The organism is Pyxidicoccus xibeiensis, from assembly GCF_024198175.1.
GTDB lineage: Bacteria > Myxococcota > Myxococcia > Myxococcales > Myxococcaceae > Myxococcus > Myxococcus xibeiensis.
Genome location: NZ_JAJVKV010000010.1, coordinates 161,594 through 187,340, shown reverse-complemented (window position 1 = coordinate 187,340; position 25,747 = coordinate 161,594). Strand labels below are relative to the sequence as shown.

26 protein-coding genes are annotated in these 25,747 nt (G+C 70.6%); 16 read left to right on the top strand and 10 right to left on the bottom strand.

Annotation, left to right across the window (positions count from 1 at the left end):
* The first annotated feature begins 176 nt into the window (after window positions 1–176).
* Window positions 177–1,829, top strand: a complete 1,653-nt coding sequence (locus LXT23_RS35175; RefSeq protein WP_253984773.1) for a thiamine pyrophosphate-binding protein — start codon at window positions 177–179, stop codon at window positions 1,827–1,829.
* Here LXT23_RS35175 and LXT23_RS35170 read toward each other — a convergent pair.
* On the bottom strand, window positions 1,768–4,653 hold the full coding sequence (locus LXT23_RS35170) for an ECF transporter S component family protein (RefSeq protein ID WP_253984772.1): 2,886 nt from the start codon (window positions 4,651–4,653) through the stop codon (window positions 1,768–1,770). The genes LXT23_RS35175 and LXT23_RS35170 overlap by 62 nt on opposite strands.
* Before the next feature lie 228 nt (window positions 4,654–4,881).
* Between LXT23_RS35170 and LXT23_RS35165 the strand changes: the two genes are divergently transcribed.
* The 7 genes from LXT23_RS35165 (at window position 4,882) to LXT23_RS35135 (ending at window position 9,973) form a co-directional block, all read left to right on the top strand.
* Window positions 4,882–5,316: a hypothetical protein gene (locus LXT23_RS35165; protein WP_253984771.1), complete on the top strand. Its 435-nt coding sequence runs from the start codon at window positions 4,882–4,884 to the stop codon at window positions 5,314–5,316.
* 298 nt (window positions 5,317–5,614) lie between these two features.
* Window positions 5,615–6,109: a hypothetical protein gene (locus LXT23_RS35160; protein ID WP_253984770.1), complete on the top strand. Its 495-nt coding sequence runs from the start codon at window positions 5,615–5,617 to the stop codon at window positions 6,107–6,109.
* 81 nt (window positions 6,110–6,190) lie between these two features.
* Window positions 6,191–6,574 carry a hypothetical protein gene (locus LXT23_RS35155; protein WP_253984769.1) on the top strand — a complete coding sequence of 128 codons (384 nt, stop codon included), beginning with the start codon at window positions 6,191–6,193 and terminating at the stop codon, window positions 6,572–6,574.
* Between the two features lie 38 nt (window positions 6,575–6,612).
* A complete protein-coding gene (locus LXT23_RS35150; protein ID WP_253984768.1) occupies window positions 6,613–7,191 on the top strand; it encodes a hypothetical protein in 579 nt (192 codons plus the stop codon).
* 10 nt (window positions 7,192–7,201) lie between these two features.
* The gene (locus LXT23_RS35145; protein ID WP_253984767.1) at window positions 7,202–8,935 is read left to right on the top strand and encodes a tetratricopeptide repeat protein; all 1,734 of its coding nucleotides are present in this window, start codon (window positions 7,202–7,204) and stop codon (window positions 8,933–8,935) included.
* Window positions 8,932–9,348 (top strand): MerC domain-containing protein, encoded by a 417-nt coding sequence (locus LXT23_RS35140; protein ID WP_253984766.1) that lies wholly within the window; start codon window positions 8,932–8,934, stop codon window positions 9,346–9,348. Before LXT23_RS35145 ends, LXT23_RS35140 begins: the two co-directional genes overlap by 4 nt.
* A 76-nt stretch (window positions 9,349–9,424) precedes the next feature.
* The gene (locus LXT23_RS35135; RefSeq protein WP_253984765.1) at window positions 9,425–9,973 is read left to right on the top strand and encodes an isochorismatase family protein; all 549 of its coding nucleotides are present in this window, start codon (window positions 9,425–9,427) and stop codon (window positions 9,971–9,973) included.
* 10 nt (window positions 9,974–9,983) lie between these two features.
* Here the strand turns inward: LXT23_RS35135 and LXT23_RS35130 are convergent, their stop codons facing one another.
* The 7 genes from LXT23_RS35130 to LXT23_RS35100 all read right to left on the bottom strand — a co-directional run bounded on the left by LXT23_RS35130 (window position 9,984) and on the right by LXT23_RS35100 (window position 16,964).
* The gene (locus tag LXT23_RS35130; protein WP_253984764.1) at window positions 9,984–11,471 is read right to left on the bottom strand and encodes a hypothetical protein; all 1,488 of its coding nucleotides are present in this window, start codon (window positions 11,469–11,471) and stop codon (window positions 9,984–9,986) included.
* A gap of 135 nt (window positions 11,472–11,606) precedes the next feature.
* Window positions 11,607–12,479 carry a metal ABC transporter permease gene (locus LXT23_RS35125; protein ID WP_253984763.1) on the bottom strand — a complete coding sequence of 291 codons (873 nt, stop codon included), beginning with the start codon at window positions 12,477–12,479 and terminating at the stop codon, window positions 11,607–11,609.
* Window positions 12,460–13,281, bottom strand: coding sequence for a metal ABC transporter ATP-binding protein (locus LXT23_RS35120; protein WP_253984762.1), 822 nt, complete (start codon window positions 13,279–13,281; stop codon window positions 12,460–12,462). Before LXT23_RS35120 ends, LXT23_RS35125 begins: the two co-directional genes overlap by 20 nt.
* Window positions 13,268–14,134, bottom strand: a complete 867-nt coding sequence (locus tag LXT23_RS35115) for a hypothetical protein (protein ID WP_253984761.1) — start codon at window positions 14,132–14,134, stop codon at window positions 13,268–13,270. The genes LXT23_RS35120 and LXT23_RS35115 overlap by 14 nt, the downstream gene beginning before the upstream one ends.
* A gap of 3 nt (window positions 14,135–14,137) precedes the next feature.
* The gene (locus LXT23_RS35110) at window positions 14,138–15,061 is read right to left on the bottom strand and encodes a metal ABC transporter substrate-binding protein (protein ID WP_253984760.1); all 924 of its coding nucleotides are present in this window, start codon (window positions 15,059–15,061) and stop codon (window positions 14,138–14,140) included.
* 25 nt (window positions 15,062–15,086) lie between these two features.
* Window positions 15,087–16,436 (bottom strand): zinc-regulated TonB-dependent outer membrane receptor, encoded by a 1,350-nt coding sequence (locus LXT23_RS35105; protein ID WP_253984759.1) that lies wholly within the window; start codon window positions 16,434–16,436, stop codon window positions 15,087–15,089.
* Window positions 16,437–16,538: 102 nt separating this feature from the next.
* The gene (locus LXT23_RS35100; RefSeq protein WP_253984758.1) at window positions 16,539–16,964 is read right to left on the bottom strand and encodes a hypothetical protein; all 426 of its coding nucleotides are present in this window, start codon (window positions 16,962–16,964) and stop codon (window positions 16,539–16,541) included.
* A gap of 157 nt (window positions 16,965–17,121) precedes the next feature.
* On the opposite strand from LXT23_RS35100, the gene LXT23_RS35095 reads away from it, so the two are divergent.
* The 6 genes from LXT23_RS35095 (at window position 17,122) to LXT23_RS35070 (ending at window position 23,278) form a co-directional block, all read left to right on the top strand.
* Window positions 17,122–17,463 carry a Rieske (2Fe-2S) protein gene (locus LXT23_RS35095; protein ID WP_253984757.1) on the top strand — a complete coding sequence of 114 codons (342 nt, stop codon included), beginning with the start codon at window positions 17,122–17,124 and terminating at the stop codon, window positions 17,461–17,463.
* A 103-nt stretch (window positions 17,464–17,566) separates the two neighbouring features.
* Complete coding sequence (folE, locus tag LXT23_RS35090; RefSeq protein WP_253984884.1) at window positions 17,567–18,124, top strand: GTP cyclohydrolase I; 558 nt, start codon at window positions 17,567–17,569, stop codon at window positions 18,122–18,124.
* Entirely contained in the window at window positions 18,121–19,545 is a 1,425-nt protein-coding gene (locus LXT23_RS35085; protein ID WP_253984756.1) for an FAD-binding oxidoreductase, read from the top strand. Before folE ends, LXT23_RS35085 begins: the two co-directional genes overlap by 4 nt.
* Before the next feature lie 222 nt (window positions 19,546–19,767).
* Window positions 19,768–20,520 (top strand): sigma-70 family RNA polymerase sigma factor, encoded by a 753-nt coding sequence (locus tag LXT23_RS35080; protein ID WP_253984755.1) that lies wholly within the window; start codon window positions 19,768–19,770, stop codon window positions 20,518–20,520.
* 149 nt (window positions 20,521–20,669) lie between these two features.
* Window positions 20,670–21,410: a tetratricopeptide repeat protein gene (locus LXT23_RS35075; protein ID WP_253984754.1), complete on the top strand. Its 741-nt coding sequence runs from the start codon at window positions 20,670–20,672 to the stop codon at window positions 21,408–21,410.
* Complete coding sequence (locus tag LXT23_RS35070; RefSeq protein WP_253984753.1) at window positions 21,407–23,278, top strand: AMP-dependent synthetase/ligase; 1,872 nt, start codon at window positions 21,407–21,409, stop codon at window positions 23,276–23,278. The genes LXT23_RS35075 and LXT23_RS35070 overlap by 4 nt, the downstream gene beginning before the upstream one ends.
* A gap of 134 nt (window positions 23,279–23,412) precedes the next feature.
* On the opposite strand, the gene LXT23_RS35065 is transcribed toward LXT23_RS35070, so the two are convergent.
* Window positions 23,413–23,631 (bottom strand): twin-arginine translocase TatA/TatE family subunit, encoded by a 219-nt coding sequence (locus LXT23_RS35065; RefSeq protein ID WP_253984752.1) that lies wholly within the window; start codon window positions 23,629–23,631, stop codon window positions 23,413–23,415.
* Between the two features lie 103 nt (window positions 23,632–23,734).
* Window positions 23,735–24,754 (bottom strand): sensor histidine kinase, encoded by a 1,020-nt coding sequence (locus tag LXT23_RS35060; protein ID WP_253984751.1) that lies wholly within the window; start codon window positions 24,752–24,754, stop codon window positions 23,735–23,737.
* A gap of 156 nt (window positions 24,755–24,910) precedes the next feature.
* Here LXT23_RS35060 and LXT23_RS35055 point away from each other — a divergent pair, with 156 nt between their 5' ends.
* Both LXT23_RS35055 and LXT23_RS35050 read left to right on the top strand, forming a co-directional pair.
* Entirely contained in the window at window positions 24,911–25,321 is a 411-nt protein-coding gene (locus LXT23_RS35055; protein ID WP_253984883.1) for a response regulator, read from the top strand.
* 97 nt (window positions 25,322–25,418) lie between these two features.
* Window positions 25,419–25,745, top strand: coding sequence for an SCP2 sterol-binding domain-containing protein (locus LXT23_RS35050; protein ID WP_253984750.1), 327 nt, complete (start codon window positions 25,419–25,421; stop codon window positions 25,743–25,745).
* Window positions 25,746–25,747: the final 2 nt, after the last annotated feature.

Here is a 25,747-nt window from a genome sequence, read left to right as displayed (position 1 = left end):
TCTCCGGGCGCGCGCACCCTACGCTCGGACCCGTTCGCCGGTCCATGGGGCAGGGGCCGGAGCGCTGTTCGAGGTGGTCATATGTGACCCGGTGGGCGACGATGGGCCGCTTGTCGAGGGGGCGGGGGTCGGGGTGGCGTTCTTCCGCCCTCCGTTAACCGAAGAGGAGGCTCGGCATGAGCATGGTCAGCGGTGGGCAGCTCGTCGCGCGGATGCTGAAGAAGGAGGGCGTGCGTCACGTCTTCACGCTCTCCGGACTGCATGTGGCCCCCATCTACGCGGCCTGCGTGGAGGAGGGCATCTCCCTCATCGACACCCGGCACGAGCAGGCCGCCGCGCATGCCGCGGATGCCTACGCGCGGCTGACCCGGGGCATGGGCGTGGCGGTGGTGACGGCGGGCCCGGGCGTGACGGACGCGCTCACCGGCGTGGCCAACGCGTACGCGGCCAGCTCGCCCATGCTCCTGCTGGGCGGCGCGGCGCCCACGTTCAATCAGGGCCGCGGGGCGCTACAGGAGATGGAGCAGGTGGACCTCTTCCACCGCATCTCCAAGTGGTCGGACCGGGTGCCCTCGCCGGAGGCGGTGCCGCACTACCTGGCCAAGGCGTTCCGCGTGGCGCGCTCCGGACGGCCCGGCCCCGTGTTCCTGGAGCTGGCGTGGGACGTGCTCTGCAACGGCGTGGACGCGGAGTCGCTGCGCATGCCGGAGCGCTACCGCACGGACGCCCGCGTGGCGCCGGACCCGCGCAAGGTGGATGAGGCCCTGGCGCTGCTGCGCGCCGCCGAGCGCCCGGCCATCCTCGCCGGCTCGTCCATCTGGTGGGACGGCGCGTGGGAGGCGCTGCGCGGCTTCGCGGAGCGGGCCCAGGTGCCGGTGTTCCTCAACGGCGCGGGCCGCGGCTGCCTGCCGGCGGGCCACCCGCTCTTCTTCCAGCACTCGCGCAAGGAGGCGCTGAGCGGCGCGGACGTGGTGTTCGTCATCGGCACGCCCTTCGACTTCCGCCTCAACTACGGCTCCGAGCCCACGTTCGGCGTGGAGTCGAAAATCGTCCAGGTGGACATCGACCCGACGGAGCTGGGCCGCAACCGCCCGGTGGACGTGGGCCTCATCGCGGACAGCTTCAGCGCGCTCAGCGCCCTGGCGGACGGCGCGGACGTGTCGCGAAGGGACGCGCTGCTATCCGCGCTGCGCGAGAGCGAGACGCGCCGCCAGGCCACCATCGACGAATGGGCCCGGAGCGACAGCACGCCCATCCACCACTACCGGCTGGCGAAGGAGCTGTCAGACGTGGCCAACGCCGCGGGGCAGGACCCGGTGTTCATCGCGGACGGCGGCAACTGGGTGGCCATGGCGGCCAAGGTGCTGGAGCTGAAGCAGCCGGGGCGGTGGTTGGACCCGGGGCCGCTGGGCTGCCTGGGCGTGGGAGCGCCCTTCGCCCTCGCGTCGAAGGTGCTGCACCCGGAGCGCACGTGCTGGGTGGTGCAGGGGGACGGCTCGTTCGGCCTCAACGGCTTCGACTTCGAGACGGCGGTGCGCTTCCGCCTGCCCATGGTGTGCGTGGTGGGCAACGACGCGGCCTGGGGGCAGATTCGGCTGCCCCAGGTGCAGATGTTCGGCGAGGACAAGTCGCCCGCCACGCTGCTGGCGCCCACGCGCTACGACAAGGTGGTGGAGGCGTTCGGCGGCCATGGCGAGTACGTGACGGAGCCCGCTCAAATCCGTCCGGCCCTGGAGCGGGCGCTGGCCAGCGGCACGGTGGCGTGCGTCAACGTGCTGCTGGACCCGGACGCTCCCGTGAAGGCAGGCGCCATGGGATATGCCGTCTGAGCGTCAGACGCCCCCATGCGCCACGCCCGTGCTGTGCTTTGACGGCGGTCGCGGGGTCGCCGCCCGCCAACTGGACCCATTCCCGCCAGCTGGCGTAGTGCTCAGTTCGGCGAAGCGCCCGCAGGTCGGGGTCCTTGTCCAGCCACCACCAGGTTCCCTTGGCAATGGGGCCCAGCGGGTCGTGCATGGCATGGGTCAGGTGGCGCGTGGCCTGATGGGCCCAGGTATCGCAGTGCGTCGGGAGGGGAGCGATCCTCCAGCCCGCCTCGCTCTCGTCTGATCTGGCGATACCAGTGAACTCCCGGTCCATCTCCGGCATCAGGCACAGGGCGTAGAAGCATGCCAGGTTGTAGTGGACCATGCCCCACCCGGTGGCCCGACGGCGCTGGGCGGAGTCCGCCTCATGCTCCAGGTCCCAGACCTGGCGGAAGCACTTCCAGAACTGCCGTGCCTTGACGACATCGCCTCCGAAACTCGGAGGAGTGCGAGAGGGCCTGAGGCTGGGTTCCATGGACGCCGCGCGCTTGAGCACCTTCGCCGTCACGTCTGGCGCCTGGAGCAGGCACTCCCGAAGCCAGGTGCAGCAGTATGCGACCTGCATGGCGTGGTGGGTGGCTCGCAGCCGTTGAGGCGACCACAGCAGGGTCCGGACCAGGCGTCGCCGCTCCGCGATGTTGCACAGGCACCATCCGATCACGTCCCAGAAGCAGGAGCGTGCCAGGATCCGGAACTGGTGCATGGCGAAGCGATGGAAGCACTTTCGCAGGAGCTTCACGCGCTCCGCGTCATTCTCGCGAGGGAGCTTCTCCAGCCACTCCTTCGTCAGCGTGTCCCAGTTATTGTCTTCCGCGTCTTGTTGATGGAAGTGCTGGAAGATCCTGCTGTCCCTCAGGTCATGGAGCAGCCCCGTCAGCGTGGCCATCCTCTCCGTGTCCGTGGTTGTCAGGTGGGGTACCAGCCACCGGTCGACGAAGCTGCACACCCGGGCCAGTCGGAACCGCGCCATCGGCATGTGGGGGGAGCCTTCGCTGAGGTCCAGGTAGATGCGCGCCGCGCAGGCGAAGTCCTCCGTGACTTCGTGGACCTGTCCGTACTGGAGCATCACCATGCCGTTCCCGTGACAGCGCTTGGCGGCGGCCTCGAAGTGCTCACGAGCCTGCCGGAGGTCCTCTTTCGGGAAGGACTCGATGTGGAACGGCTGCGCGCGGAATGCCTTTACGCCCTTCCAGTAGTTGATGACGGCAATTCCATCCCGTTCGTGCCAGTACGTCCACGCAGGCAGCGCGGGGCACAACTCCAGCGCCAGCTCGGACGTGGCATAGGCCGCGCGCTCGACGATGGCCTCCAGGTTGGGGGCTTCGTTGTAGGTCTCCGCGGGCTCGACGTAGGTCTCCGCGAGCTCGACGCGGTGGGTGCGGAGGTTCTTCACCGAGAATCGCAGCCCCTGAGTCGTCTTTCCGTTCCACTCCCGCGAGACGACGACGCCAGTGACTCGCAGGCCATGCGGTGGGATGGCCACGCGCATGAGCAGGGCGATGAGCCGCGTGAACCAGCTCAACCGGTCGTTCGTCTGCGTCTCCAGCAGCTCCCGCCAGTACAAGAGCTCGCCTCCGGGGACTCCCGGAGGCGTGTGCAGCGCGTTCTTCTGCAGGGTCTCCCGGAGAAGTTGCTCCAGTTCGGGCCTCCGTTGTTCCGGCTGTGCCGCGTCGCCCTGCTGGGCTGGAGCTAGAGGTGGCACTGGCGCGGGTGCTCCCTCCCTCGCGGGAGTGGAGTCGATGATGGGACCGACTTCGATGGGCATGGTTGACTGGCGCGCATTGATGGACCTCAGCGCTCGATAGATCAGGAGCAGCGAGACTCCGAGCACCACGAGAGAGAGCGTGTCCGGCAACAAGGGAGGTTGATGGGTGGAGGCTGTGTCCCCCGGGGACTGCGGCGGGAAAAAGGAAATGGGGGCCTCCGACGATAGGGGTTGCCACCACACCGGCGAGAGCCCGGATCGCGTGTTCTGGACCCATTGGCCGAGCGACTGAGGGGACGGCCAGACCTCGGGGTCGGGGGCAGGGGTCCTCACTTCGGAGGAAGGAGGCGATAGCGCAAAGCAAATGTGCTTCTCGAAGGGGCATTCCATCGAAGCCCCCGCCATGAAGGGCACTGACTCGGGCCTGGGCTCGGCATGCAGCAAGCCCGCCGCCACGGCGCAAATGACGAGCGTAACCAGTGTTGCGTGGAAGAAGTGGCGGGACATGAAACGCGCGGCCGCCACCATGATGAGCGAGTAGGCGAGCAGGAGTGGTAGCCAGAAGTAGAGCCACGCTGCGCTCTGCACCATCGGATAACGGAGGGCGAGCCCGGTCCAATGGGACTCCAACTCCGTCACCCCCGATGCGGTCAGCCTCACCAGCCCCGTCGCCAGGGCCGCCCATAACAGCCCACTGATCAGGAACAGAGGCAGGTAGGGCCAGGAAACGGCCGCCAGACGTGGATGCATCGCTGCCCAGCCCGCGTGTAAGAAGCAGAGTGCTAGGTGCGCCAACAGCCAGAGCCCCAGGACTGGTGCTCCCCAGCGCGCTCCCATGTCGATCCACACGCAGGCGATGAGCATCGACATCGGCAGATGCGACACGAACACCACGAGCCGCGGATGCTTCCTGTTCCAGCACAGCCGGTTGAAGCCGAGCACCACCGCCGTCAGGATGATGGCGACGAGGGCCCCTCCCCATGCCCACGCCGGTGCATGGGCGGTCACCTCTATTCCCGACAACACGGTGCCCCCCTTCAAGCGCTCCCTGCGGTCGGTTCCGGCTGCGCGGGTGTCGCCCACTCACTCAAGGCTGCTCAGTGCGTTCGAGCGCGCCCGCCCCGGTTGTGATGCGCCTGGGAGACGGGCCTGGCCTCGGGCCCTGGCGCGGGAGCCGGGTGTGCACGGAGTTCGCGTCGCCAGGCCCGATGGGTGTCGCACCCCAGGTCGACAAACACATCATACTGACTTGCGCTCGCGGCCCGTATGGCTTACAACCGCGTCTGTATTTCCACCCTGGGATGCCTTGCCGTGAGCCGCTCCACCCGCCATCTGCCCGTGAGTCTCGTCCGGTCGCGCCTCCTGGCGCTGCCGCTCGTGCTCCTGTGTGCGATGGCGTACGTGGGCAGCATCATGCACTTCGCCCTGGTGCAGCACGCCACCTGCCTGGAGCACGGCGAGGTGGTGCACGTCGAGGACATGGAGGGCCACGGCCCGGGGTACGTCGAGGACTCCTTCGACGATGCCCGCGTCGCCTCCCGGCAGGATGCCGCCGAGTCGCACGGCGCCGAGGCCCACTGCGTCCATGCCTTCTTCCGCCGTGAGGCTCCGCCTCCGCCGGAGGGCGGCGCCATCCTCTCGGTGGTGCCTGCCCGCTCCGCACCCTCGCTGGCCGTGTTCCGTTTCCACTCGGAACCCGTCGCGCGGCTGCACCTTGCGCCCAAGGCGTCTCCGCCCCGCGCCTGAGGCCCGGGGAGCCCGTGCTTCCGTGCGGCGTCGTCACGTCGTGCGGTCGTCCGTGGCCCGCTGAGCGCGCAACCCCTCCGTCCGCCGTGGGCGGGTCGCGGGTGCTGGCGCTGCGCTCCGCCGCCTGAGGCTCCTTCCCTCGCCCCTGCCGAGACGTGCGTACCGGCCCCCGTGGCCGGCGCGTGAGACGTCTGTCTTTCCATGTCCGAACGTCAGTCCTGACGGCACCCTCGCGGGTGATGTCTGGGATTGCGTCTGGCCATGGCACACCCGCAGCACAACCCGTGGAGTATCACCCATGAACAAGAAGCTCCTTGCCGCCCTCTTCGTGTCCACCGCGCTGCTCGCCTCCGCCTGCGGCGATGATGAAGAGGAGGAGAACGTCGACGTGGAGGGCTGCGAGCACCTCCAGGAGGGGCCGGCCACCCCTGTCACGGCGACGCTCACCGGGACGCCTCCCCCGGTGTCCAACGACCACCGCCGCTACGACATCACCCTGGTGGACGGCACGGGCGGCAAGACGGGCTCCGTGTCCTTCGCGGCGGCGGAGGCCACCGACTACGTCATCTTCACCGGTGCGGACGTGGCCGTCACCGTGAAGAACGCGGGCGGCGCGACGGTGGAGATTGAGGAGAGCACCAAGAGCTCCACCCAGTGCACGGACATCAAGGGCCGCCACGTGGTGCCCCTGACGGTCGGCACGCACACGCTCACCTTCGGCCCCACCACCGCCGCATCCGTCTCCGTCGTCATCGAAGAGGCGGCGCACGGGGACCACGACCACGAGGAGTAGGCCGGGCCTCACAGCCGCGGGCCTCGCTCCCCACCACCGGGGGCCGGCAGGTACGCCGGCCCCCCTTCCTGGAGAAAGACGATGGGCGCCTTCCAGCAGTTCCTGAACGAGAAGCAGATTTCCTCCGACACGCTGCTGCGCCTGTCCCGGCAGCTCGAGGCCCATGGCGAGGCGGACCGCGTGCTCGTCCGCAAGCGGTCCGGCAAGCGCCGCGACAAGGAGACGCAGGGCAAGAGCTACACGGAGCTGGAGCTCGGCAAGCCGAAGAGCGGCCGGGGTATCAGCTCGCAGCAAATGCAGGCCGCGCTGGGGGACCAGCCGCTGCCGCCCCGCGTCCGCGGCAAGCTGGTGCGCGCCGTCAACGCCGTGCTCGCCAAGCAGGGCGGCGGCTCCGTGGCCGCCACCGCGCTGTTCGGCGAGGTGAAGGTGCGTCGCGGTGACGCCGTGAAGAAGGCCGCGAGCTGAGCATGGCGCGCCCCGTGCCCGGTCAGGATGCTTCCTCCGTGCTCCCCTGCGAGCTGCTTCGCGACGGAGCGCGCCTGTTCGACGTCTCCATGTGGTGCCTCGGGCGGGACGTCCTCTGCCCCGAGGGCAACCTCCTCGCGCGCAGGGGGCTCGTGCGCCACGTGCGTCCCGAGGGCGTGGAGGGACAGAGCGCGTACACGGTGGACCTGCCGGGCGGCGGGCGCCTGGTGATGTGGGGCTTCGGGGTGCTGTGTGAGTGCGGGGAGGCCGTCTTCGTCCCCAGGGATGGCTTCACCCCACGCCTGCTGGATGCGGCGCCCGCGCAGCCCGTCTTCCGCGCGCAGGACCTGGGCTCGTGGCGCGAGCCCGCCACGGCCCCGGAGCGCCGCGCCGCCCGCGAGGGGCTGGCGACGCTGGCGGGCTGGCTCGCGGGTTACGAGGCGTGGGTGGTGGAGGAGGTGGGCCTCGAGTGGAGGCGTACGTGCGTGGAGGTGCGGCGGAAGGCGTCTCCCGTCGCTCCGGACACGCTGTCCAGTGCATGGCGACGGCTCGCGTCGCGCGTGCGTTCATTGGATTCTGGGTTCAACGTCTGTGCTGCCCCGGGCACCGGGGCCTGAGGAGAACACCATGCTGGCGCGACTGCTCCGAGCCGACGAACCGTCCGTCTATCGCGAAGCCCCCTGGGAGGATGTCGCGGACGAGGCCCTGCCGCCGCCGCCGCTGCGCGAGGGCCTGGGCACCGCGCACCTGGCGGTGAGCACCCGCGAGCCGCTGGCGCAGGCGTACTTCGACCAGGGGCTGCGGCTGCTGCAACTGGGCTGGGGCGAGGAAGCCCGCCGCGCCTTCGCCGAGGCGGCACGCCGGGACTCCGAGCTGGCCATGGCGTGGTGGGGGCTGGCCCTGACGCGCGGCGCGGGCGCCCGCTTCGCCGCCGGACGCGCGGAGGCCATCCGCCATGCGCTGGCGCTGAGCGAGGGCACCCCGGACGTGGAGCAGCGCTACGTTGTCGCCGCCAGCCTGCTCGCGGACAAGGGCCCCGCCAACGGCCGTCAGGCCTTCGTGCGGGACATGGAGTGCCTCGTCGACCGCTATCCCGAGGACGTCGAGGCGCGGCTGCTGCTGGCCGGCTTCCTCGTGGACGGCTACGAGCCGGACGGCCGCCCCGGGCAGGGCCTGCCGTATGCGCAGGCGCTGCTGCGCGAGCTGCTGCGCACGCACCCGGACCACGCGGGCGTCCACCATGCGTGGGTACAGGCGATGCTGCACAGCACCCGGCCGGAGGCGGCGCTGGAGAGCGCGAGGGCCCTGGTGCGGCTCGCCCCCGGCGCCAGCCCGGCGCTGCTCGCCGCCGGCCGGCTGCTGCAGCGGGTGGGGCAGTTGGACGAGGCGCGCTGCGCGCTGGAGGCCGCGGTGGCGGCGGATGACGCGTACCTCGCGGCGGAAGGGCTGCCACCCCAGGCGGCCCCGAGCGCGGAGGCCGCCATGAGGCTGCTCAGCCTGGGCTGCGCCGAGGCGGGCCGGTACACCGACGCCCAGTCCTGGGCCCGGCGCCTGCGGCACCGCGTGGAGGCCGCCGGGCGCGACGGCCAGGCGCTGCTCTTCGCGGCCACCACCCTGGTGTCCGCGCACCTTCGCTTCGGCTTCTGGCGCGCGGCGGCGGACGTGCCCATGGACCTGCCCGAGTCGGCAACCCCCGCGGAGCTGGGCCTGCGCGACGGCGTGCGGCTGTACACCCGGGGCGTGAGCGCGCTGGAGGCGTCGCGGCTGGTGGAGGTGGAGCGCACGTGTGACGCGCTGGAGGCGCTCCACACGTCGCTGGCGGAGGAGCGCCGCTCGGAGGGCCACCTCCTGTGCCCGCGGGACGTCGCCCGGCTGGTGGAGGTGGCCTCGCAGGAGCTGCGCGGTGGGCTGGAGGCGCGCCGGGGAGAGCCGGGACGCGCCGAGGCCACGCTGACGCGCGCGCTGCGCCTGGAGCGCCGCCTGCGTGCCGCCGGCCCCGCGGCCTTCTCGCGCCCGGCGCGCGAGGCGCTGGCCCGCCTGCGGCTGCGCTCCGAGCGCGAGGACAAGGCGCTGGAGCTGGCCCGGGCGCTGGTGGTGGAGCGGCCCGGCTGCGGCCACTTCCACCTGCTGGCGGCAGAGGCCCACGTGGCCCTGGGCGAGTGGACGGAGGCGGTGGCGGACTTCACCGCCTGCCTCGCCTGCTGGCGTGAGGCGGACGCACACCTGCCGGAGCTGCGGCGCGCGCGGAACTTCGTCGCCGGCCGGGGCCGCGTCCTGCGGCTCGTCCGTCCCTCGGACGAGCTGCAGCCCGACGAGGCCGCGGCCACGGCCTTCCGGAACGTCGAGAAGGTGTCGGGTTGATTGCCTCGGAACCGAACGCCCCCGTCGCGTCACGCTGGGACGGCCTGGGACAGCTCGTCTCCGCGCTGTGCATCGTCCACTGCGTCGGAGTGCCCCTGGTGCTGGGCCTCCTTCCGGCGGCAGTGGCCGGGCTGCTGGAGGACGAGGCCGTCCACCACTGGCTCCTGTTGCTCGTCACGGTGACTGCGCTCGCCGCCTTCGTCCCGGGCTGGCGGCACCACCGGCGCGGCTCCGCGGCGGCGCTCGCCGGGGTGGGGCTGGCGCTGCTGCTGGGTGGGGCCTTCGGGGTACCGGAGGACGCGTCCGGGCCCTGGGAGATGGGGCTCACGCTGGCGGGCGGCGGGGTGATGGCCCTGGCCCACCGGCGCAACCACGCGCTGTGCCGCGACTGTTGCCCTCCCGAAGCGGGGTGAGCGCCAGCGTCGCCCGCGGGCGGTGCCGCGCTCCCTCCGCTTGACGCGTCGGAGCCATTCGCGCGAGGAGGAGGGCATGCCTACCTTCCGTCTCACGCTGGACCAGACCGCGCTGCTCGTCGTGGACATCCAGGAGCGGCTCACCGCCGCGATGGACCGCGACGCGCTGGACCGGATGCTCATGCGCACCAACGCCGCCGTCGAGGGGGCGCGGGCGCTCGGCCTGCCCATCGTCCTCACCGAGCAGTACCCGAAGGGCCTGGGGCCCACGCACTCGCTGGTGCGCATGCGCCTGGGCGACGTGAAGCCGGTGGAGAAGCTGGAGTTCAGCGCCGCCGTGCCGGACGCGCTGGCCGCGCTGGGGCCACGCAAGCAGGTGCTGATTGCCGGCATGGAGGCGCACATCTGCGTCTTCCAGACGGTGCGGGATTTGACCGAGCGCGGCTACGCGCCCTTCCTGCTGGCGGACGCGGTGATGTCGCGCTCGGCGGAGGACCGCCGGGTGGGGCTGGACATGTGCCGCGACGCGGGCGCCCACGTCATCACCGTGGAGGCCGCGCTGTTCGACCTGCTCGGGCGCGCGGGCACGCCCGAGTTCAAGAAGGTCTCCGCCGCGGTCCGCTGAAGGCCTCGGCTCAGAACATGCTCGGGTGCCTGTGCATCGTCGCGGGGACCTTGATGCCCGACGGCGGCGGCGCCGTCTTGGCCTTGGATGTGGCGGGCAGCGACGGGGTCAGCTCGCCCACGTAGAGCAGGCCGTGGAAGCCCTCGTCCGTGGGAGCGTCGAAGAGGCGGATGTGCGGCGTCATGCCGGCCGGAGCCGCCACCCGCTCCGTGGGCGTCGCGCCGATGTAGCCGCACTGGAGCTTGCCGGCGCGGTTCAGGTCACAGCCCCAGCGGGCACCCTGCGCGTAGCTCAGCTCCAGCACCACCAGGCGTCCGCTCTTCGCCATGAGGTGGGCCATGGGCGTGAAGTCCCTGTCCCACGGCGTGCCGGTGACGGTGCGGGTGTGCGTGTTCCCCGCGAGGACGATGTGCAGCTCGTCCGGGTGGGCCGCGCGGCGCTGGGTCCACACCTTCGCCAGCTCCGCGTCACGCCAGCTGCCCTGGGCCAGCTCCGTGTCGTAGGCCACCAGGGTGATGCGCAGGCCCACCGCGCGCAGGGCGCGCACCCGGTCGATGAGGTCGAAGATGGCGCGGCTGCTGCGGCCATCCTGGTACGGCCGCTGCCAGAACCGGCCCTCCAGCAGCGCGTCCTGGTCCGCCGGGGCGCCGGGGCTGGCGAGGTACCGGTTCAGCCGCTCCTGCTCCGCGCGGGGGAGGGACAGGCCCAGCACCACGGGCAGGCCCAGCTCGGCGGACTGACACGCCACGTTGCCCACCACGGCGGGCGCCTCGCGCGAGCCCAGCTGCTCGCCGATGAGCAGCGTCAGCCCGGGGCGCAGCACGCCCGTCAGGCCGCGCACGGTGTCGCCACAGCGGCCCGTCTGGGTGGCGTCCTCCTTCCACCGGGTGAGGTAGAACTCCGCGTCGCGCACCGGCGTGGCCACCGGGTCCGGGGCCACGTTGCCGCTCACCACCTCGATGGACGGCGCGGACTCCAGGCGCAGGGTGAGCTCCTTCTCCAGCTCCTCGTCCCGAAGGCCCTTCGCCGCCATCCGCATCTCGGTCAGGTCGCCCGAGTCCCCCATCAGCGCGTCCAGCGGCAGGTCGGAGCGCGGGTCGTGGGTCAGCTCGCCGCGCTCGGCGAGCACCTTGAACCAGTAGTTCTGCTCGTGGGCGTCGTTGCTCACCGTCGAGAAGGACATGCGGAAGATGCGGACCACCGACTGGCGCGGCGCCACGGCGATGCCCGTCACCAGGTAGCGCGAGTACGTGTGGTCCCCGGTGCCGTACCGGCCCGGGTGCTTCCACGTCGTGAGGAGCTGACTGCCGTCACCCGTCTCCTCGAAGGTGTGGCCCCTCGCGGTCAGGAGCTCCTTCGTGGCGGCCATGGCCTCGGCCAGCGGCTTCTGGAAGACATGCTCGAAGCGCGGCCGCTCCGGCTCCGACGACTGCTTCGGGCCGTGTGCACAGCCGACACCCAGCACCACAAAGCACAGCGCCAACCAACGGACACTCATGGCAGGTTCCTCCGGCCTGGACCGGACAGCAGGGTCTGCCAGCGAAACGCTACGACGAACGTCGTATATCGGCGCGCGGCGGAAATAGTACGACGGACGTCGTACCCTCCGCCCAACCCCCCGGAATGCCGGGGCTCAGCGCGCCTTCTGCACCAGCCCCATGAGGGAGCGGACGGCCATGGCCAGCGCGACGAGGAAGCCGGCGAGCACCGTCTGGGAGCCACCCACGGGGAAGTCGTAGAAGTAGGCGAACATGTAGCCGCCCACTCCGGAGATGGCCCCCGCGAGGGTGGCGACGAGGAACGTCCACGGCAGCCGCAGGTCCAGCATCAGCGCGGCGATGGCGGAGAGGGTGGAGAAGGCGAACACCGGCAGGGCGCCCAGGGCGCGGGCGCACACGCCCACCATGACGCCGATGGAGACCATCAGCACGCCGTCCAGCAGGCGCACCGGCAGCCCCTGCACCAGGGCGCCAATCCGGTCGAAGCTGGCGAAGGTGATGCCCCGGTACCACCACAGGTGCATGACCATGACTCCCGTGGCGGCGATGGCCACCGTGTGGAGCTGCTCGGGCGTCACCAGCACCGCGGTGCCGAAGAGGATGCCCTGGATGTCATGGGCCTCCTGGGCGATGCGGTCTCCCACCAGCACCGCCGCGCCGCCGGCCAGCGCATAGGCCAGGCCGAGCAGGCTCTCCCGCGTCAGCCGCAGCTTGGTGGGCTCCGTCATGAGCAGCAGCGTGGCGGCGAGCGCCATGGCCGTGGCGCCCAGCACCGGCTCCACGTTGATGCCCAGGTGGATGCTGGCGAAGAAGGCGAGCGCCACGCCCAGGCCGGCGGACTGGGCCACCGCGGCGCTGACGAACACCATGCGCCGCAGCACCACGTAGACGCTCAGGAAGCCCAGCACGCCGCCGGCGATGAGGGCGCACAAGAGCGGGTCCCTGAACAGCTCGTACCCCGCCAGGAACTCGTCCCACTTGGAGGGTTCAGCGAGCATCGTTTCCACGGTGGGGTCCCTCGGGCGCGCGTTGGCAGTACTCGTCACCGTACTGGCGACGGAAGGCGGGGTGGCAGAAGACCGTGCGGGCGTCGCCCACGACGAAGGCGGACGTCTCGCGGTCCACGAAGAACAGGATGTCCGCGTGCTCGGCGGCCACCTCCAGGTCGTGGCAGACGACGACCACGCCCAGGCCGCGCTTGCGCGCCAGCGAGCACAGCCGCTGCATCGTCTCGCGCTCTGCGACGGCGTCCATGGCGGCGGTGGGCTCGTCCAGCAGCACCATGTCCGCCTCGGTGGCGATGAGGCGCGCCAGCAGCGTGCGCTGCTTCTGGCCCTCGGACAGCTCGCGGTAGGGACGCGGGGCAATGGCCTTGGCCCCCGCCGTCTCCAGCGCGGTCTCCACGGCCTGCCGGTCTGCCTTCCGGGGGAAGGGCCACAGGAAGCTCCACCCGCGCAGTCGGCCCCAGGCCGTCAGCTCGCGCGCCCGCAGCGGCAGCAGCGAGTCGATGCCGGACGTCTGCGGCACGTACGCGCTGCGCATGGCCGGCGAGGCGCGGGTGATGCTGCCGGACACGGGCTCAATCATGCCCAGCAGCGTCTTGAACCACGTGCTCTTGCCGGAGCCGTTGCGGCCCACCACCGCCACGAACTGGCCGCGGCGGATGACCATGTCGATGGGCGGCAGCATGGCCTTGTCGCCATAGCCGATGACCAGCTTCTCGCAGGTGAGCAGCGGCTCGCCCGGGGTGTAGCTGGTGGGCACGATGTGCTCGGCGAGCGGGACGTCGGACCTTTCACCGGTCTTCACGTTGCACCTCCACTTCGGGTTCCAGCCCCGACAGGGCCTCCAGCAGCGCGTCCTTCACGTCCTCGTTCACCGCCGCGCCCAGGTCCACCACGCCGTCGTCACCGGGCTCGGCGGCGGCCCAGTCCAGCCTGTCGAAGAGGGTGGGCGTCAGCATCAGCGCGAGCGACAGCTTCACGCGCGGCGCGTGCTCGCGGTCCGACGGGATGTCGAGCGCGCCGGACAGCTCGAGGAGCGGCTCGGCTTCTTCGCCGCCCTCCACCGCCAGGTCCAGACGGAAGGGGCGCTCACCGGGGAAGCGCGGCGTGGCACGGGCGTCGCGCACCACGCCCTGCAGCCGCACCGACGTCACGTCCCAGTGGAGGCGGGACACGGTGGCGCGAGGCAGCTCGCAGTCGGGCTCGCACTCCGGCGTGAGGGACTGCGAGGCCAGCAGGTCCAGCTCCGCGTCCACGTGGAGGGCGGCCACCGTCGTCGCCGCCGAGCCGCCGCCTCCATCCAGCTCCGCCTGGATGTCCTCGTAGTCCACCAGCGCGCCGTCGTCGCGGTGGCAGTGCCCGCCATGGCACAGGCTGTAGCCGGGCGGAGGGTTGGCGGGGTCGAACGTGCCGCCCCCACCGCCACCGCCGCCCGCGCTGCCGGCGGTCTGCAGCTCCACATGCGAGGTGCCCAGCGCCGCGGCGTCCAGGCGCACCTGGAAGTCGGAGGCGAGCTGCTGGAAGCCATTGCCCGCCTCTCGCGCGGGCAGCGGCGTGTACGCGGCGCTCACCGTGGGCTCGAGCACGGCGAAGCCCTCGCCGGCGTCCAGCGCGCAGCCGGAGAGCAGCAGGAGGGGAAGAAGCAGTCGCGTCCGCATCGCTCAGCCTCCCTGCCCGGCGAGCCCCTTCTCCAGGCGCTCGACCAGCTCGTTGATGTGCTGGAGGTACGTCTCACCCGCGCGGAAGTCCGCGCCGCCGTGGATGGTGACCACCGGGGCGGGAATCTTGGAGGCCACCAGCTTCGCGGTGGTGTCCGGGTAGTAGCTCTCGACGAGCACCAGGCGCGCCTTGCGCTGCCGTCCCTGGGCCAGGACGCTGGCCACGTGGGACGGGTTGGGGGGGATGCCCGGCTTGGGCTCCAGGAAGGCGATGGGCTCGAAGCCCAGCCAGTCCGCCAGGTACGGCGTCGTCTTGTGGTAGGCGATGACGGGCGCGCCCTTCAGGGCCGCCAGGCGCTTCTCCCAGCCCGCGCGCGCCTGCTCCAGCTCGTCGCGGAACTTCGCGAAGTTGGCGCGGTAGGTCGCCGCGTTCCGCGGGTCCAGCTGCGCCAGCCGCTCGCTGATGCCCTTGGCCACGGGCACCGCCTGCCGCGGGTCATAGAGGTAGTGGGGGTTGCCGCCCGGGTGCACGTCCCCGAGGCTGCGGTCCACCTTGCCCTGCGGAATCTCCAGCACGCGGGGGAACTGCGACGCGTTGAGGAAGCCGGGGTTGTTCACCTGGATGCGCGGGTTGCGCGCGCCCAGCTGCAGCGTGGGCAGCCAGCCAATCTCCAGGTCCAGGCCGATGGAGATGAGCAGGTCCGCGCGGTTGAGGGCCAGGGCCAGGTTGGGCTTGGCGTCCACGAAGTGCGGGTCCTGGCTGCCCAGCGCCAGCGACTGCACCTGCACGTGGTCGCCGCCCACGGCCTTGGTGATGGCCGCCAGGTCCGGCACGGTGGTGACGACGCTGAGGTCCGCGCGCGCGGGCGCGGCGGTGAGGAAGGTGATGGCGGCGCACAGGGCCGCGAGGAGACGGAAGGTTCGCATGGGGCGTGAGCTCCTGTGGTTGGGTTTAGAAGGCATGGGCGCCGTGGGCGCCGGTGACCAGCTCGAGGGCGAGGAAGACGGAGTAGTCGGGCGACTCGCGCCAGCCCGCCCGGTCCGTGGCGGCCTGCAGGCGCAGGCGGGAGAACTCGGTGGGCCAGAAGGAGACGGCCGCGGAGACGCGGTGCCGGTCGTCCGTCCAGTCAGGGTCCAACGGGTCCACGACTTCCGCGCCGCCCTCGCCGCGCGCGGGCGTGCCCAGCTCGTAGCGCAGGGCGGTGGCCCACCGCTGGGAGAAGCGCCACGCGGCCTGGGCGTAGGCGCTGAAGTCCGTGAGCACGTCCTCGGGCACCTGGCGGCGGCGGTAGAAGGCCTCCGCCTGGAGGGTGACGAGCGTGTGGCTGGCCTGGGTGATGGGCCGGTAGCGCAGGTACACGTCCGTGCCGTACACGTCCGTGCGGTTGCGGTAGCCGGTGGGGTTGGGGCCGGTGGCCGCGGACAGGCCCCACAAGAGCGACAGGTCGTCCGACAGCGGGAAGAACTGCTTCACCACGCCGGTGAGCTGCAGGTCCAGCGGCGACAGCACCCGCTCGCCCGAGCTGCCCAGGAAGCTGCGCGCGGTGCCCTCGCCGGACGCGTCCGTGGCGCTGCCGACGACTTCCACGAACCAGGGCAGGGGCGTGAGCCAGGACACCTCCGTGCCCAGGCCGCGGTTGCCCTCGCCACCGAAGACGCGGCCCACGGAGAAGGGCTGGTCCACGAAGTCCCACGCGTGCGGGTGGGTGCCATTGAGGCGGCCGAAGCGCGTGAGGAACTGGCCCGCGCGCACCTGGAGGTTGGCGGGCAGCGCCAGCGTGGTGCCGTACGCCTCCTCGATTTCCACGCCGAACTGGGCGAAGACGATGTTGGCGTCGAAGCGGAAGTACGGGTCCACCACCGAGCCGATGGACAGCTCCAGTTGCTGCAGGTTGAAGCCGTTGCGGGACGGGTCATGGCCGCCCGTCTGCAGCGGCTCCTTGGCGGTGAAGGCCGCGGCGGCCACGTCCAGCACCAGGCTCAGGTCCAGGAAGTTCGTGCCGCTGGTGCTCATCCCCGGCAGCGAGAAGCCGCCCCCGCCGGGCGAGGACTGCGGCGCGCTGGCGGTGCCGGCCGGCGCGTTCTGCTGCGCCTGCGTGGCGTCGCTGCCCAGCGCCTTCTCGATTTCCGCCAGCTCCTCGGGGCTGAGCGCAGCGGGGGCCTCCTCCTGGGGGGCGCCCGCGTCGGGCACTCCCGCGTCGGCGGTGGCGGGCTCCTGCGCCGTGGCGCTGGCGCCGGACAGGAGGGTGACGATGAAAAGGGCGATGAGGGCGTCGCTGGGACGCCGGAAGACGGTGGACACCTGGGATGCTCCTCGAGACCGGACGCCCGGCGCGCGGACGTCGACCATGGCCTGTCTACTCCGGAAAGGGCGCGCGGCCGCAGCGCGCCGGAAGGACGCGACTCAGCCGCGTGCCGGAGGAGAGGCCTTGGGAGCGGTGGCGAGGACGGGGAGGGGAGGGGAGGCCCGGGGCGGCGCGGTGGCCGGCCGGCTCACCGCGAGCTGCTTCAGCGCCAGCGACTCGTGGCGCGAGGCGAGCAGCTCGTCGCGCGAGCTGGACGTCAACAGCGGGCAGTCCTCGTGCGTCAGGCGCGCCGAGTCACTGCCCGCCTCCGGCAGGGTGGTCAGCTGGGGGCCGCGCTGCGCGGCGAGCCGGGACAGCCCCGTTCCGGTGCCACTGGCCGTCTCCTCGAAGGCCTGGTGCTGCGGGCAGAAGCGGTGCGCGTGGGCTTCCTTCGCGTGCAGCAGCGCCCCCAGCGGCTGACACGCCCACAGCGCGACGAGCAGGGTCGCGGTGCAGCGGGCGAGGGTGTGGGCGCGCTGGAGCATCGAGGGAGGCGACGGTGGCGTTGCTGTACTGAGGAGGCGCTGGAGGTGTCAAGACACGGTAACACGCCGTGTCTCGCACTGTTGGACGCGTTTGGCTTCCACTCATTCATCTTCCGCCGGGATGCGTCACGCGGCCCGGGGCGTTGGAGACCCGCGCATGCAAGGACAGGCGGAAGGAACGTTCATTCCGGTGGCGACGCTGGGCGACCTGGACGCGCGCGGCCGCGCGGTGGTCCAGGTGGGCGACAGGCGGGTGGCGCTCGTCATGGTGGAGGGGCGCCTGCATGCGCTGGAGGACGCCTGCCCCCACCGCGGCGGGCCGCTGTCGGAGGGCGACCTGGCCGGGCACCTGCTGCACTGTCCGCTGCACGCCTGGCCGTTCGACGTGCGGACGGGAGCGTGCCCCCGCAACCCCGGGGCGCGCGTCCACATCTACGAAGTCCGCGTGGAAGGCGAGCGCATCCTCGTGGCCTCATCGGGTAGCTTCCCCGCCCGCTGAACGCCGGCCCCACCCAGGAGCGACCGACCCCGTGCCTTCGTCCCGAGCCCGCCGCCGCACCCCTGCCGCTCCGCCTCCCTCCGTGACACCCGACCGCGCGGCCATGGCGCGCGCGGTGGAGGACTTCCTGCGCGCCGCGGGCCTGCCCCTGGGCGACGCCAACCTCGTGGGCACGCCGGACCGCGTGGCCGAGGCGTGGGTGAGCGAGTTCCTCGACGGCTACGCCCGGACGCCCGAGGAGGCCCTGGGCGAGACGTTCCCCGCGCCGCCCGAGTCGTCCGGAGAGCTGGTGGTGGTGACGGACCTGCGCTTCCACTCCATGTGCCCGCACCACCTGCTGCCGTTCACCGGCCGCGCCCACGTGGCCTACGTGCCCCGGAAGCAGGTGGTGGGCTTCGGCCGGCTGTCCGCGCTGGTGGACTGCTTCGCGCACCGGCTCATCCTCCAGGAGGACCTCGCCCGGCAGGTGGCCGGCTCGCTGGCGCGCGTGCTCGGCAGCCCCGCGACGGCGTGCATCATCGAAGCGGAGCAGGCCTGCATGCGCCTGCGAGGCGACAAGCAGCGCGACGCCGTCACCCACGCGGAGGCCTATGAGGGCACCCTGCGCAAGGACGGCGCCCTGCGCCGCGAGCTGTGGGCACGGCTGGGGGCCCGCCGGTGAGCACGCCCGCGCGCTTTGCCCGGGTGGAGCCCGAGCGCGTGGAGCGGGCCTTCAAGGCGCTGGTGGAGGCGCTCTCCCCGGGCCAGGTGCGGCGTGACGAGGACCTGCTCGCCGCCTATGCGCGCGACGAGTCCGACAGCGGCGTCTACCCGCCGGACGTCGTTGTCTTCCCCGAGAGCACGGCGCAGGTGTCCGCCGTCTTCAAGATATGCGGGGCGCATGGCGTGCCCTTCACGCCCTGCGGGGCGCGCAGCGGCAAGAGCGGGGGCTCGCTGCCCCTCAAGGGCGGCGTGGCGGTGAGCCTGGAGCGGATGAAGCGCATCCGCTCCATCTCCGTGGAGGACCTCACCGCGGTGGTGGAGCCCGGCGTGGTGACAGGCGACTTCATGAAGGCGGTGGAGGCGGTGGGCCTCTTCTATCCACCGGACCCGAACTCCTGGGAGTGGTGCACGCTCGGCGGCAACGTGGCGGAGAACGCCGGGGGCCCGCGCGCCCTCAAGTACGGCGTCACCCGCGACTACGTCATCGGCCTGGAGTGGGTGCTACCGGACGGAGAGGTGGTGCGTGTGGGCCGCCGCACCATCAAGGGCGTGGCCGGCTATGACCTGGTGGGCCTCTTCGTGGGCTCCGAGGGCACGCTGGGCGTGGCCACCGAAATCACCGTCCAGCTCATCCCCCTGCCGCGCAAGGTGATGACCGCCCTCGTCGTCTTCCCCTCCGTCCTCCAGGCCGCGCGCGGCGTGTCCGCGGTGCTCGCCGCCGGCATCCTCCCGCGCTGCCTGGAGCTCATCGACGACGTGGCCCTTCGCGCGGTGGACGGCCGCGGCTTCAGCTTCCCGCCGGGCGCGGGCGCCGCCGTCATCGCCGAGGTGGACGGCAACAACGAGGACGGCCTGCTCGCCGAGCTGGTGCAGCTGGGAGACATCTGCGCACAGCAGGGGGCCACCCAGACGCTGGCCGCCCAGGACGACTCCCAGCGCGAGAAGCTCTGGGCCGCGCGTCGCTCCATCTCCCCGGCACTCCGAGCCCTCAAGCCTCACAAGATTTCCGAGGACATCGTGGTGCCGCGCTCGAAGATTCCGGAAATCATCGAACGGCTGAAGGCCCTGGGGCAGGAGCTGGGCCTCACCGTCGCCACGTACGGGCACGCGGGCGATGGGAACCTGCACGCCAACATCCTCTATGAGGGTCCGCATCAGCGGCCCCTGGTGGAGGAGGCCCTGCGCCGCATGTTGCTGATGACGGTGGAGCTGGGCGGCACGATCACAGGCGAGCACGGTGTAGGCCACGCCAAGCGGGAATATTTGTCGCTGGAGCAGCAGCCAGCGCTCATCGACCTGCAGCGGCGCCTCAAGGCCTTCTTCGATCCATCAGGGCTGCTCAATCCCGAGAAAATCTTCCCCGCTCCCGAGCGTTCTTAATTTGTAGCCAAGTCAGGCTCATTTTCGTCACGCCGTCACGCCCCTTACCTTGCAAGTACCGAGAAGGGCTGGGCATTGGCGGCCTCGTGACAACGGGTTAGCGGGCGAAATGCCCCTGTGCGCCGGAATGAGAAACTCTTTCGTTCGTTGCGCGTCCTAAGTGATGTGGACGCGAGAGGCGGCGGCGAGAAGCGTCCGGCATCGACTGGAGGACGGGAAATCATGGCCAATTCGACGAAGTACGCGGCGGAGGGCCTGTCGCACTACCTGCGCAACCTGGGGGGCCACCAGCAGCTCACCCGTGAGCAGGAATACGAGCTGGCCCGGCGCGCTCGGAAGGGCGACGAGTCCGCGCGACAGACGCTCGCCAGCTCCAACCTGGCTTTCGTTGTGGCGGTCGCGAAGAAGTTCGCCAATCGCGGCGCGCGCCTGGATGACCTGGTCCAGGAAGGCAACGTCGGCCTCATGAAGGCGATCGAGCACTTCGACCCCAAGAAGAACGTGCGCTTCGCCACCTATGCGGTGTGGTGGATTCGCGCCTACATCACCCGCTACCTGAAGGACAACCGCAGCCAGGTTCGCGGCGGTGAGGCGGAGCGCGGCAGCATGGTGGACTTCTCCCTGGACGCCACCATCGACGAGGAGGGGGAGACCACCTTCCTCGACCGCATCGAGGACACCGGCCCTTCTCCGCAGCAGGTCTTCCTGTCGCGCGAGCAGGACACGGAAATCCAGGAGGCCCTGGCCAAGGTCCGCAAGCGCATTGGCGACCTGGGCTGGGACATCCTCACGGAGCGGCTCACCCAGGACAAGCCGCTGACGCTGGAGGAGCTGGGCCAGCGCTGGGGCGTCTCGCGTGAGCGCGTGCGCCAGGTGGAGCTGAAGACGAAGAACTTCCTGGAGCGCTACCTCTCCGCGTTCAACGAGAACGAGGAGCTGGACCTGGACGCGATGGCCTCGGCCGACGCGGCCTGAGTCCACCCCGCCTCCCCACCCGGGGAGGCCCACCCCTGGGCGGGACTGGCCGGGTCTTCCCCGCGCCGGCCCCGCCCTTTGTTTTTTGCATGGCTTCCCGGCCAGGTTGGTTTGCTTGCAGGCAACCGTGCGTGCTAAACCCACCCGCCATGCGCTTGATTTTGCTTGCCTTGTGCCTGCTCGTGGCCCTGCCGGGCCGGGCGGCGGACCCAGGGCTGCTGGCAAAGCTGGACGGGCTGCACCAGAAGCGCTCCGACTCCGCCGCGGCGAAGGAGCTGGAGGCCGAGCTGAAGGCGGCCCTGGACGCCGCCCCGGAGGACTTCGACCTCGTCTGGCGCAAGGCACGCCTGCTCCAGTGGCAGGCGGACGGCGCCTCCCAGGAGAAGCTGAAGAAGGTGCTGGGGCGGCAGACCTGGGACTGGGGCGAGAAGGCCGTGAAGCTCTCCCCCGAGCGGGTCGAGGGCCACTACTACGCCGCCACCGGCATCGGCGCGTATTCCCAGGCGGTGGGCGTGATGAAGGCCCTGGGTGAGGGCCTGGAGGGCAAGTTCAACGAGCGGCTCGACAAGGCCATCCAGCTGAATGCCGACTTCGAGCTGGGGGCTCCTTTGTTGGTCAAGGGGCGGTACTACTACGAGCTGCCGTGGCCCAAGCGCGATTTGGGCAAGTCCGCGGCGTTGTACGAGAAGGTCATCGCGAAGCATCCGCAGATGCTGCGGGCCTACCTCTTCCTCGCCGAGACGCTCCTGAAGGACGGAAAGGCGGAGAAGGCGAAGGACGCCATCCAGAAGGTGAAGCAGGGAAGTGTCGCGTATGACCTGTCCGAGGGTCGTCGCGTACAGGAGTTGGCCAAGAAGGTCGAAGCGGACATTCAGGAGGAGCTCAAGTGAGAGCAGAGAATCAGATGGCAGCTCCGGCTCCCGCGGCCGGTGGGACGCAGGACGGTAACCTCGTTCAGTTCCTCGTCCAGCGCGCGCAGAACGCCTCCAAGGTGGGCGTGACGCACAAGAAGGACGGGCGCTGGGTGGACGTGACGTTCGCCCAGGTGCTGGAAGAGGTGAAGGCGCTGTCGGCGGGCCTGGTGGCGCAGGGCGTCCGGCCGGGAGACCGGGTGGCCATCTTCGCCAACACCAGCCTCCAGTGGATTGTCTGTGACCTGGCCATCAGCGCGGCCCAGGCCATCACCGTGCCCATCTACTCGTCCAACACCCCGGACGAGTGCCGCTACATCATCAACCACTCGGAGACGTCGTTCCTCTTCATCGACAGCGATGAGAAGGACGCCAAGCAGGTGGGGCGGCTGACGCGCATCCGCCAGAAGCTGGCCGAGTGTCCCTCGCTGCGCAAGGTGGTGGTCTTCGAGGGCCCCGTCTCCGGCGGCGTGGAGATGACGCTCGCGGACCTGGTGAAGCAGGGCACCGCCGAGGCCGCGGCCAACCCGTCCGCGTTCGACACGCGGGTGAACGCGGTGGGCGTGGACGACACCAACTCGCTCATCTACACGTCCGGCACCACGGGCGAGCCCAAGGGCGTCATCCTCACGCACTCCAACTGGGCCTACGAGGCCAAGGCCTCCCAGTCGGTGGGCATGATGGAGACCAACGACTCCGTCATGCTGTTCCTGCCCCTGGCGCACGTGTTCGCCCAGGTGGTGAAGGCGGCGTGGCTGAGCATGGGCTACCGGCTCATCATCGCCGAGTCGGTGGACAAGCTGCTCGGCAACCTGGTGGAGACCAAGCCCACGGTGCTGCCGTCGGTGCCGCGCGTCTTCGAGAAGGTCTACAACGGCGTGGTGTCCAACGGCTCGTCGGCGCCCGGCCTCAAGGGGACGCTGTTCCGCTGGGCCTTCAAGCTCTTCGACGAGTACGTGGAGGCGCGCAAGCAGGGCCGCGCGTACAGCTCCCTGGGCTTCACGCTGGCGAAGAAGCTGGTGTTCGCCAAGGTGCAGGCGGCCATCAGCGAGAAGCTGGGCGGCAACATGCGCCTGTTCATCTCCGGCGGCGCGCCGCTGTCCGCGAAGATTGGCTACTTCTTCGACCTGCTGGGCTTCAAGGTGCTGGAGGGCTACGGCCTGACGGAGACGTCCGCCGGTACCACCGTCAACCGCGAGAACAAGATCAAGATTGGCTCCGTGGGTGCCCCCATGCCGGGCACGGACCTGAAGATTGCCTCCGACGGCGAAATCCTCATCCGCGGCCCTGGCGTGATGAAGGGCTACTACAAGAACCCCGCCGCCACCGCCGAGGTCATCGATGCGGAGGGCTGGTTCCACACGGGTGACATCGGCGAGCTGGACGCGGACAACTACCTGCGCATCACCGACCGCAAGAAGGACATCATCGTCACCGCGGGCGGCAAGAATGTCGCGCCGCAGAACCTCGAGAACCTCCTCAAGACGCACTCCATCATCAGCCAGGCCATGGTGTACGGCGACAAGCGCCCGTACCTCGTGACGCTCATCACCGTCTCCGAGGAGGGGGCCCGCAAGCTGCTCCAGGAGAAGGGCGCCCCGGTGGGCACCTACGCGGAGAACGCGAAGCGCCCGGAGGTCCACGCCGCGGTGAAGGCCGCCCTGGACGCCGTGAATGCCGAGCAGCCGCCGTATGCCACCATCAAGCGCTTCTCGGTGCTGGAGGCGGACTTCTCGCAGGAGACCGGCGAGCTGACGCCCAAGCTGAGCGTGAAGCGCAAGGTGTGCAGCGCCAAGTACAAGGCGCAGATCGACCACATGTACGAGGGCACCACCGTCATCGACTGATGCCCGCGCCCGCCGCCGGCCCCTCGCATGGGGGGCCGGGGGTGGGGGACGGCCGCTGCAAACGACAACGCCCGACTCACCCCGCGAAGGCAGGGTGGCTCGGGCGTTGGTGCGTCAGGCCTGTGGCGGACGGCTCAGCCGTGGTGGCTGGGCGTCTGGGCCTTGGGGACTTCCTTGTCCACGCCGGAGCTGCTGGCGAGGGTGCCGCCCTTCTTGTCGCCGCCGGCGGGGGTCTCCTCGCTCTCGCTGCCGAAGCTGCGCTTGAAGTTGCGGATGGCGCTGCCCATGGACGAGCCGAGCTGCGGCAGCCGCGTCGCCCCGAAGAGGAGCAGCAGCACAAAAACGATTAGCATCAGTTCCATCGGCTTCAGCCCCAGCATCGCGCGGCTCCTTCGCGTAAACCGGGCGGAGCATACCGGCGGGCGCCACCAACCGCCAGCAAGTCCGGAGTCCTGCCTACACCTGCATGCTCGCTGGAGGACCAAGCTCCTCGGCGGGGGCCTGGAAGAGTGTGAGGAACAGGGTGCTACCGGAGCGGTCCGTCTCCACGCCGACGCCGCCGCCGTGCGCCTCGACCTCCTGGCGGGCCAGGTAGACGCGGAGCGGGTCCTCCAGCTTCTTCTCGCGGAAGGCGCGCGCCTCGCGCTGGAAGACGACGGAGGCGTCCTCGTCGGACAGGGGGACGCCCTCGCGGCGGACCTCCACCCGCACCTGGGGCATGAAGGAGCGCACCCGCAGGTGGATGACCTCGCCGGCCTGGGCGCGCGCCAGCTGGTACTGGATGAAGGACTCCAGCGCGTGCTGGATGCGGGCGCCGTCCACGGCGACGTCCGGCATGGGGGCGTGCGGGTCCAGGTCCAGCACCAGGGCCACGTTGGCCGCGGTGGCGGCGGCGCGCTGGCGCTCCACGGCGGCGTCGAGCAGGGGCAGGAGCGACTGGCGCTCGCGCTCGCAGGGCAGCGCGCCCAGGTCCGCCCGGCTGGAGTCGAAGAAGTCCTGGGCGAAGGCGAGCGAGCGGTCCGCGTTGCGCAGGATGGTCTCCAGGCCGCGCTGCACCTTGGGCTCCAGCGGAGAGCGGCCGTTGAGCAGCAGGGCCGCGTAGGAGCGGATGTTGGCCAGGGCGCCGCGCAAGTCATGCGACGCCATGCCCAGGTACCGGACGTGCTGGCGCACCGACGGCTCGTCCCAGTCCACCGGGAAGGTCCACAGCATCCGCGCCCCGTCCTCCAGCAGCTCCTCGCCCGCCATCACCGCGTGGCCGTTTCGCTCCCAGATGGTCCTGTCCGCGGAGCGGGGCCGGAAGCCGGCGGCGGCCAGCAGGCCGGGCATGGAGCTGACGGTGGGAGGAAGCTCGCGCAGGCCCAGGTGCTCGAGGAGCGAGCGGCCGAGCAACCTCGGGCTCCCCTGGCGGGGAACGAGGATGAGGCCGGGCGCCGTAGGCGTGCTGCCTGCTCCCAACTCCCTCGGGCTCGCCACGTTTTCCGCCTCCAGTCCAGCAGGTCACGGAAAGGGTGGGCAGTCACTGTCGGTTTTGCAACGTGCGCCCCAGCTTCCGGTAGTGGGCGCGATTTCTTGCGCCGCCGCCCGGAGGGATGGTGGAAGAATCCTGGCGTCGCATCGAGGGAGACTGCTCTGACCCCGCACAACGCACAGCATGCTGGTGCCCCCGTCGTCCTGGTCGTCGACGACGACCCGGACATCCTGGAGGCCCTCTCAGAGATTCTGGAAGCCGAGGGCTTCGAGATTCGTCGTGCCCGCAATGGCAAGGAGGCCCTGGAGCGGCTCGAGCCGGAGCCGCCGAACCTCATCCTGTTGGACCTGATGATGCCGGTGATGGACGGCTGGGAGTTCGCCCAGCGCATGCGCCAGAAGCCCACGGTGGCGGACATCCCCATCATCGTCCTCAGCGCGGACCGCAACGTGGGCAGCAAGGCCGCGGACATCGGCGCGGTGGGGCACCTGGCCAAGCCCTTCGAGCTCAACGACCTGCTGGACATGGTCCGTCGCTCCCTGAACCCCACGGCGGCCTCCACCAGCGCCTGACGGTTGGCACACCCTTGTCTTGACCTGCCTGGGGGGCGACATTACGGTCCCCGGCAGCATTGATTCACCAATCAACGACCAGGCCAAGGAGCGAGCAGTGACCGCGAAGGACATTATCGAGACCGAGATTCCCGGCGTCCTGAAGCAGAAGCCGGAGCTGGCCAAGGAGATCAACGCCATCATCCACTTCGACATCTCGGGTGAGGGTGGCGGCAAGTGGACGGTGGACCTGACCAAGCCGGACAACTGGGTCTCCCCCGGCCTCGAGGGCGCGTCGAAGATGACCGTCTCGGTGAGCAACGACGACTTCGTGAAGATTCGCGAGAAGAAGCTCAACGCGCAGATGGCCGCCATGCAGGGCAAGCTGAAGTTCAAGCCCATGGACATGGGCCTCGCGATGAAGCTGGCGAAGCTGCTGGCGTAGCT

Bases quoted from the DNA above. Each gene is read 5' to 3' on its own strand.
- LXT23_RS35075 (WP_253984754.1), top strand. From the start codon at position 20,670: ATGCGCTTGATTTTGCTTGCCTTGTGCCTGCTCGTGGCCCTGCCGGGC.
- LXT23_RS35110 (WP_253984760.1), bottom strand. From the start codon at position 15,061: ATGCGAACCTTCCGTCTCCTCGCGGCCCTGTGCGCCGCCATCACCTTC.
- LXT23_RS35080 (WP_253984755.1), top strand. From the start codon at position 19,768: ATGGCCAATTCGACGAAGTACGCGGCGGAGGGCCTGTCGCACTACCTG.
- LXT23_RS35095 (WP_253984757.1), top strand. From the start codon at position 17,122: ATGCAAGGACAGGCGGAAGGAACGTTCATTCCGGTGGCGACGCTGGGC.
- LXT23_RS35115 (WP_253984761.1), bottom strand. From the start codon at position 14,134: ATGCGGACGCGACTGCTTCTTCCCCTCCTGCTGCTCTCCGGCTGCGCG.
- LXT23_RS35065 (WP_253984752.1), bottom strand. From the start codon at position 23,631: ATGCTAATCGTTTTTGTGCTGCTGCTCCTCTTCGGGGCGACGCGGCTG.
- LXT23_RS35155 (WP_253984769.1), top strand. From the start codon at position 6,191: ATGGGCGCCTTCCAGCAGTTCCTGAACGAGAAGCAGATTTCCTCCGAC.
- LXT23_RS35100 (WP_253984758.1), bottom strand. From the start codon at position 16,964: ATGCTCCAGCGCGCCCACACCCTCGCCCGCTGCACCGCGACCCTGCTC.
- LXT23_RS35160 (WP_253984770.1), top strand. From the start codon at position 5,615: ATGAACAAGAAGCTCCTTGCCGCCCTCTTCGTGTCCACCGCGCTGCTC.
- LXT23_RS35135 (WP_253984765.1), top strand. From the start codon at position 9,425: ATGCCTACCTTCCGTCTCACGCTGGACCAGACCGCGCTGCTCGTCGTG.
- folE (WP_253984884.1), top strand. From the start codon at position 17,567: ATGGCGCGCGCGGTGGAGGACTTCCTGCGCGCCGCGGGCCTGCCCCTG.
- LXT23_RS35175 (WP_253984773.1), top strand. From the start codon at position 177: ATGAGCATGGTCAGCGGTGGGCAGCTCGTCGCGCGGATGCTGAAGAAG.
- LXT23_RS35130 (WP_253984764.1), bottom strand. From the start codon at position 11,471: ATGAGTGTCCGTTGGTTGGCGCTGTGCTTTGTGGTGCTGGGTGTCGGC.
- LXT23_RS35145 (WP_253984767.1), top strand. From the start codon at position 7,202: ATGCTGGCGCGACTGCTCCGAGCCGACGAACCGTCCGTCTATCGCGAA.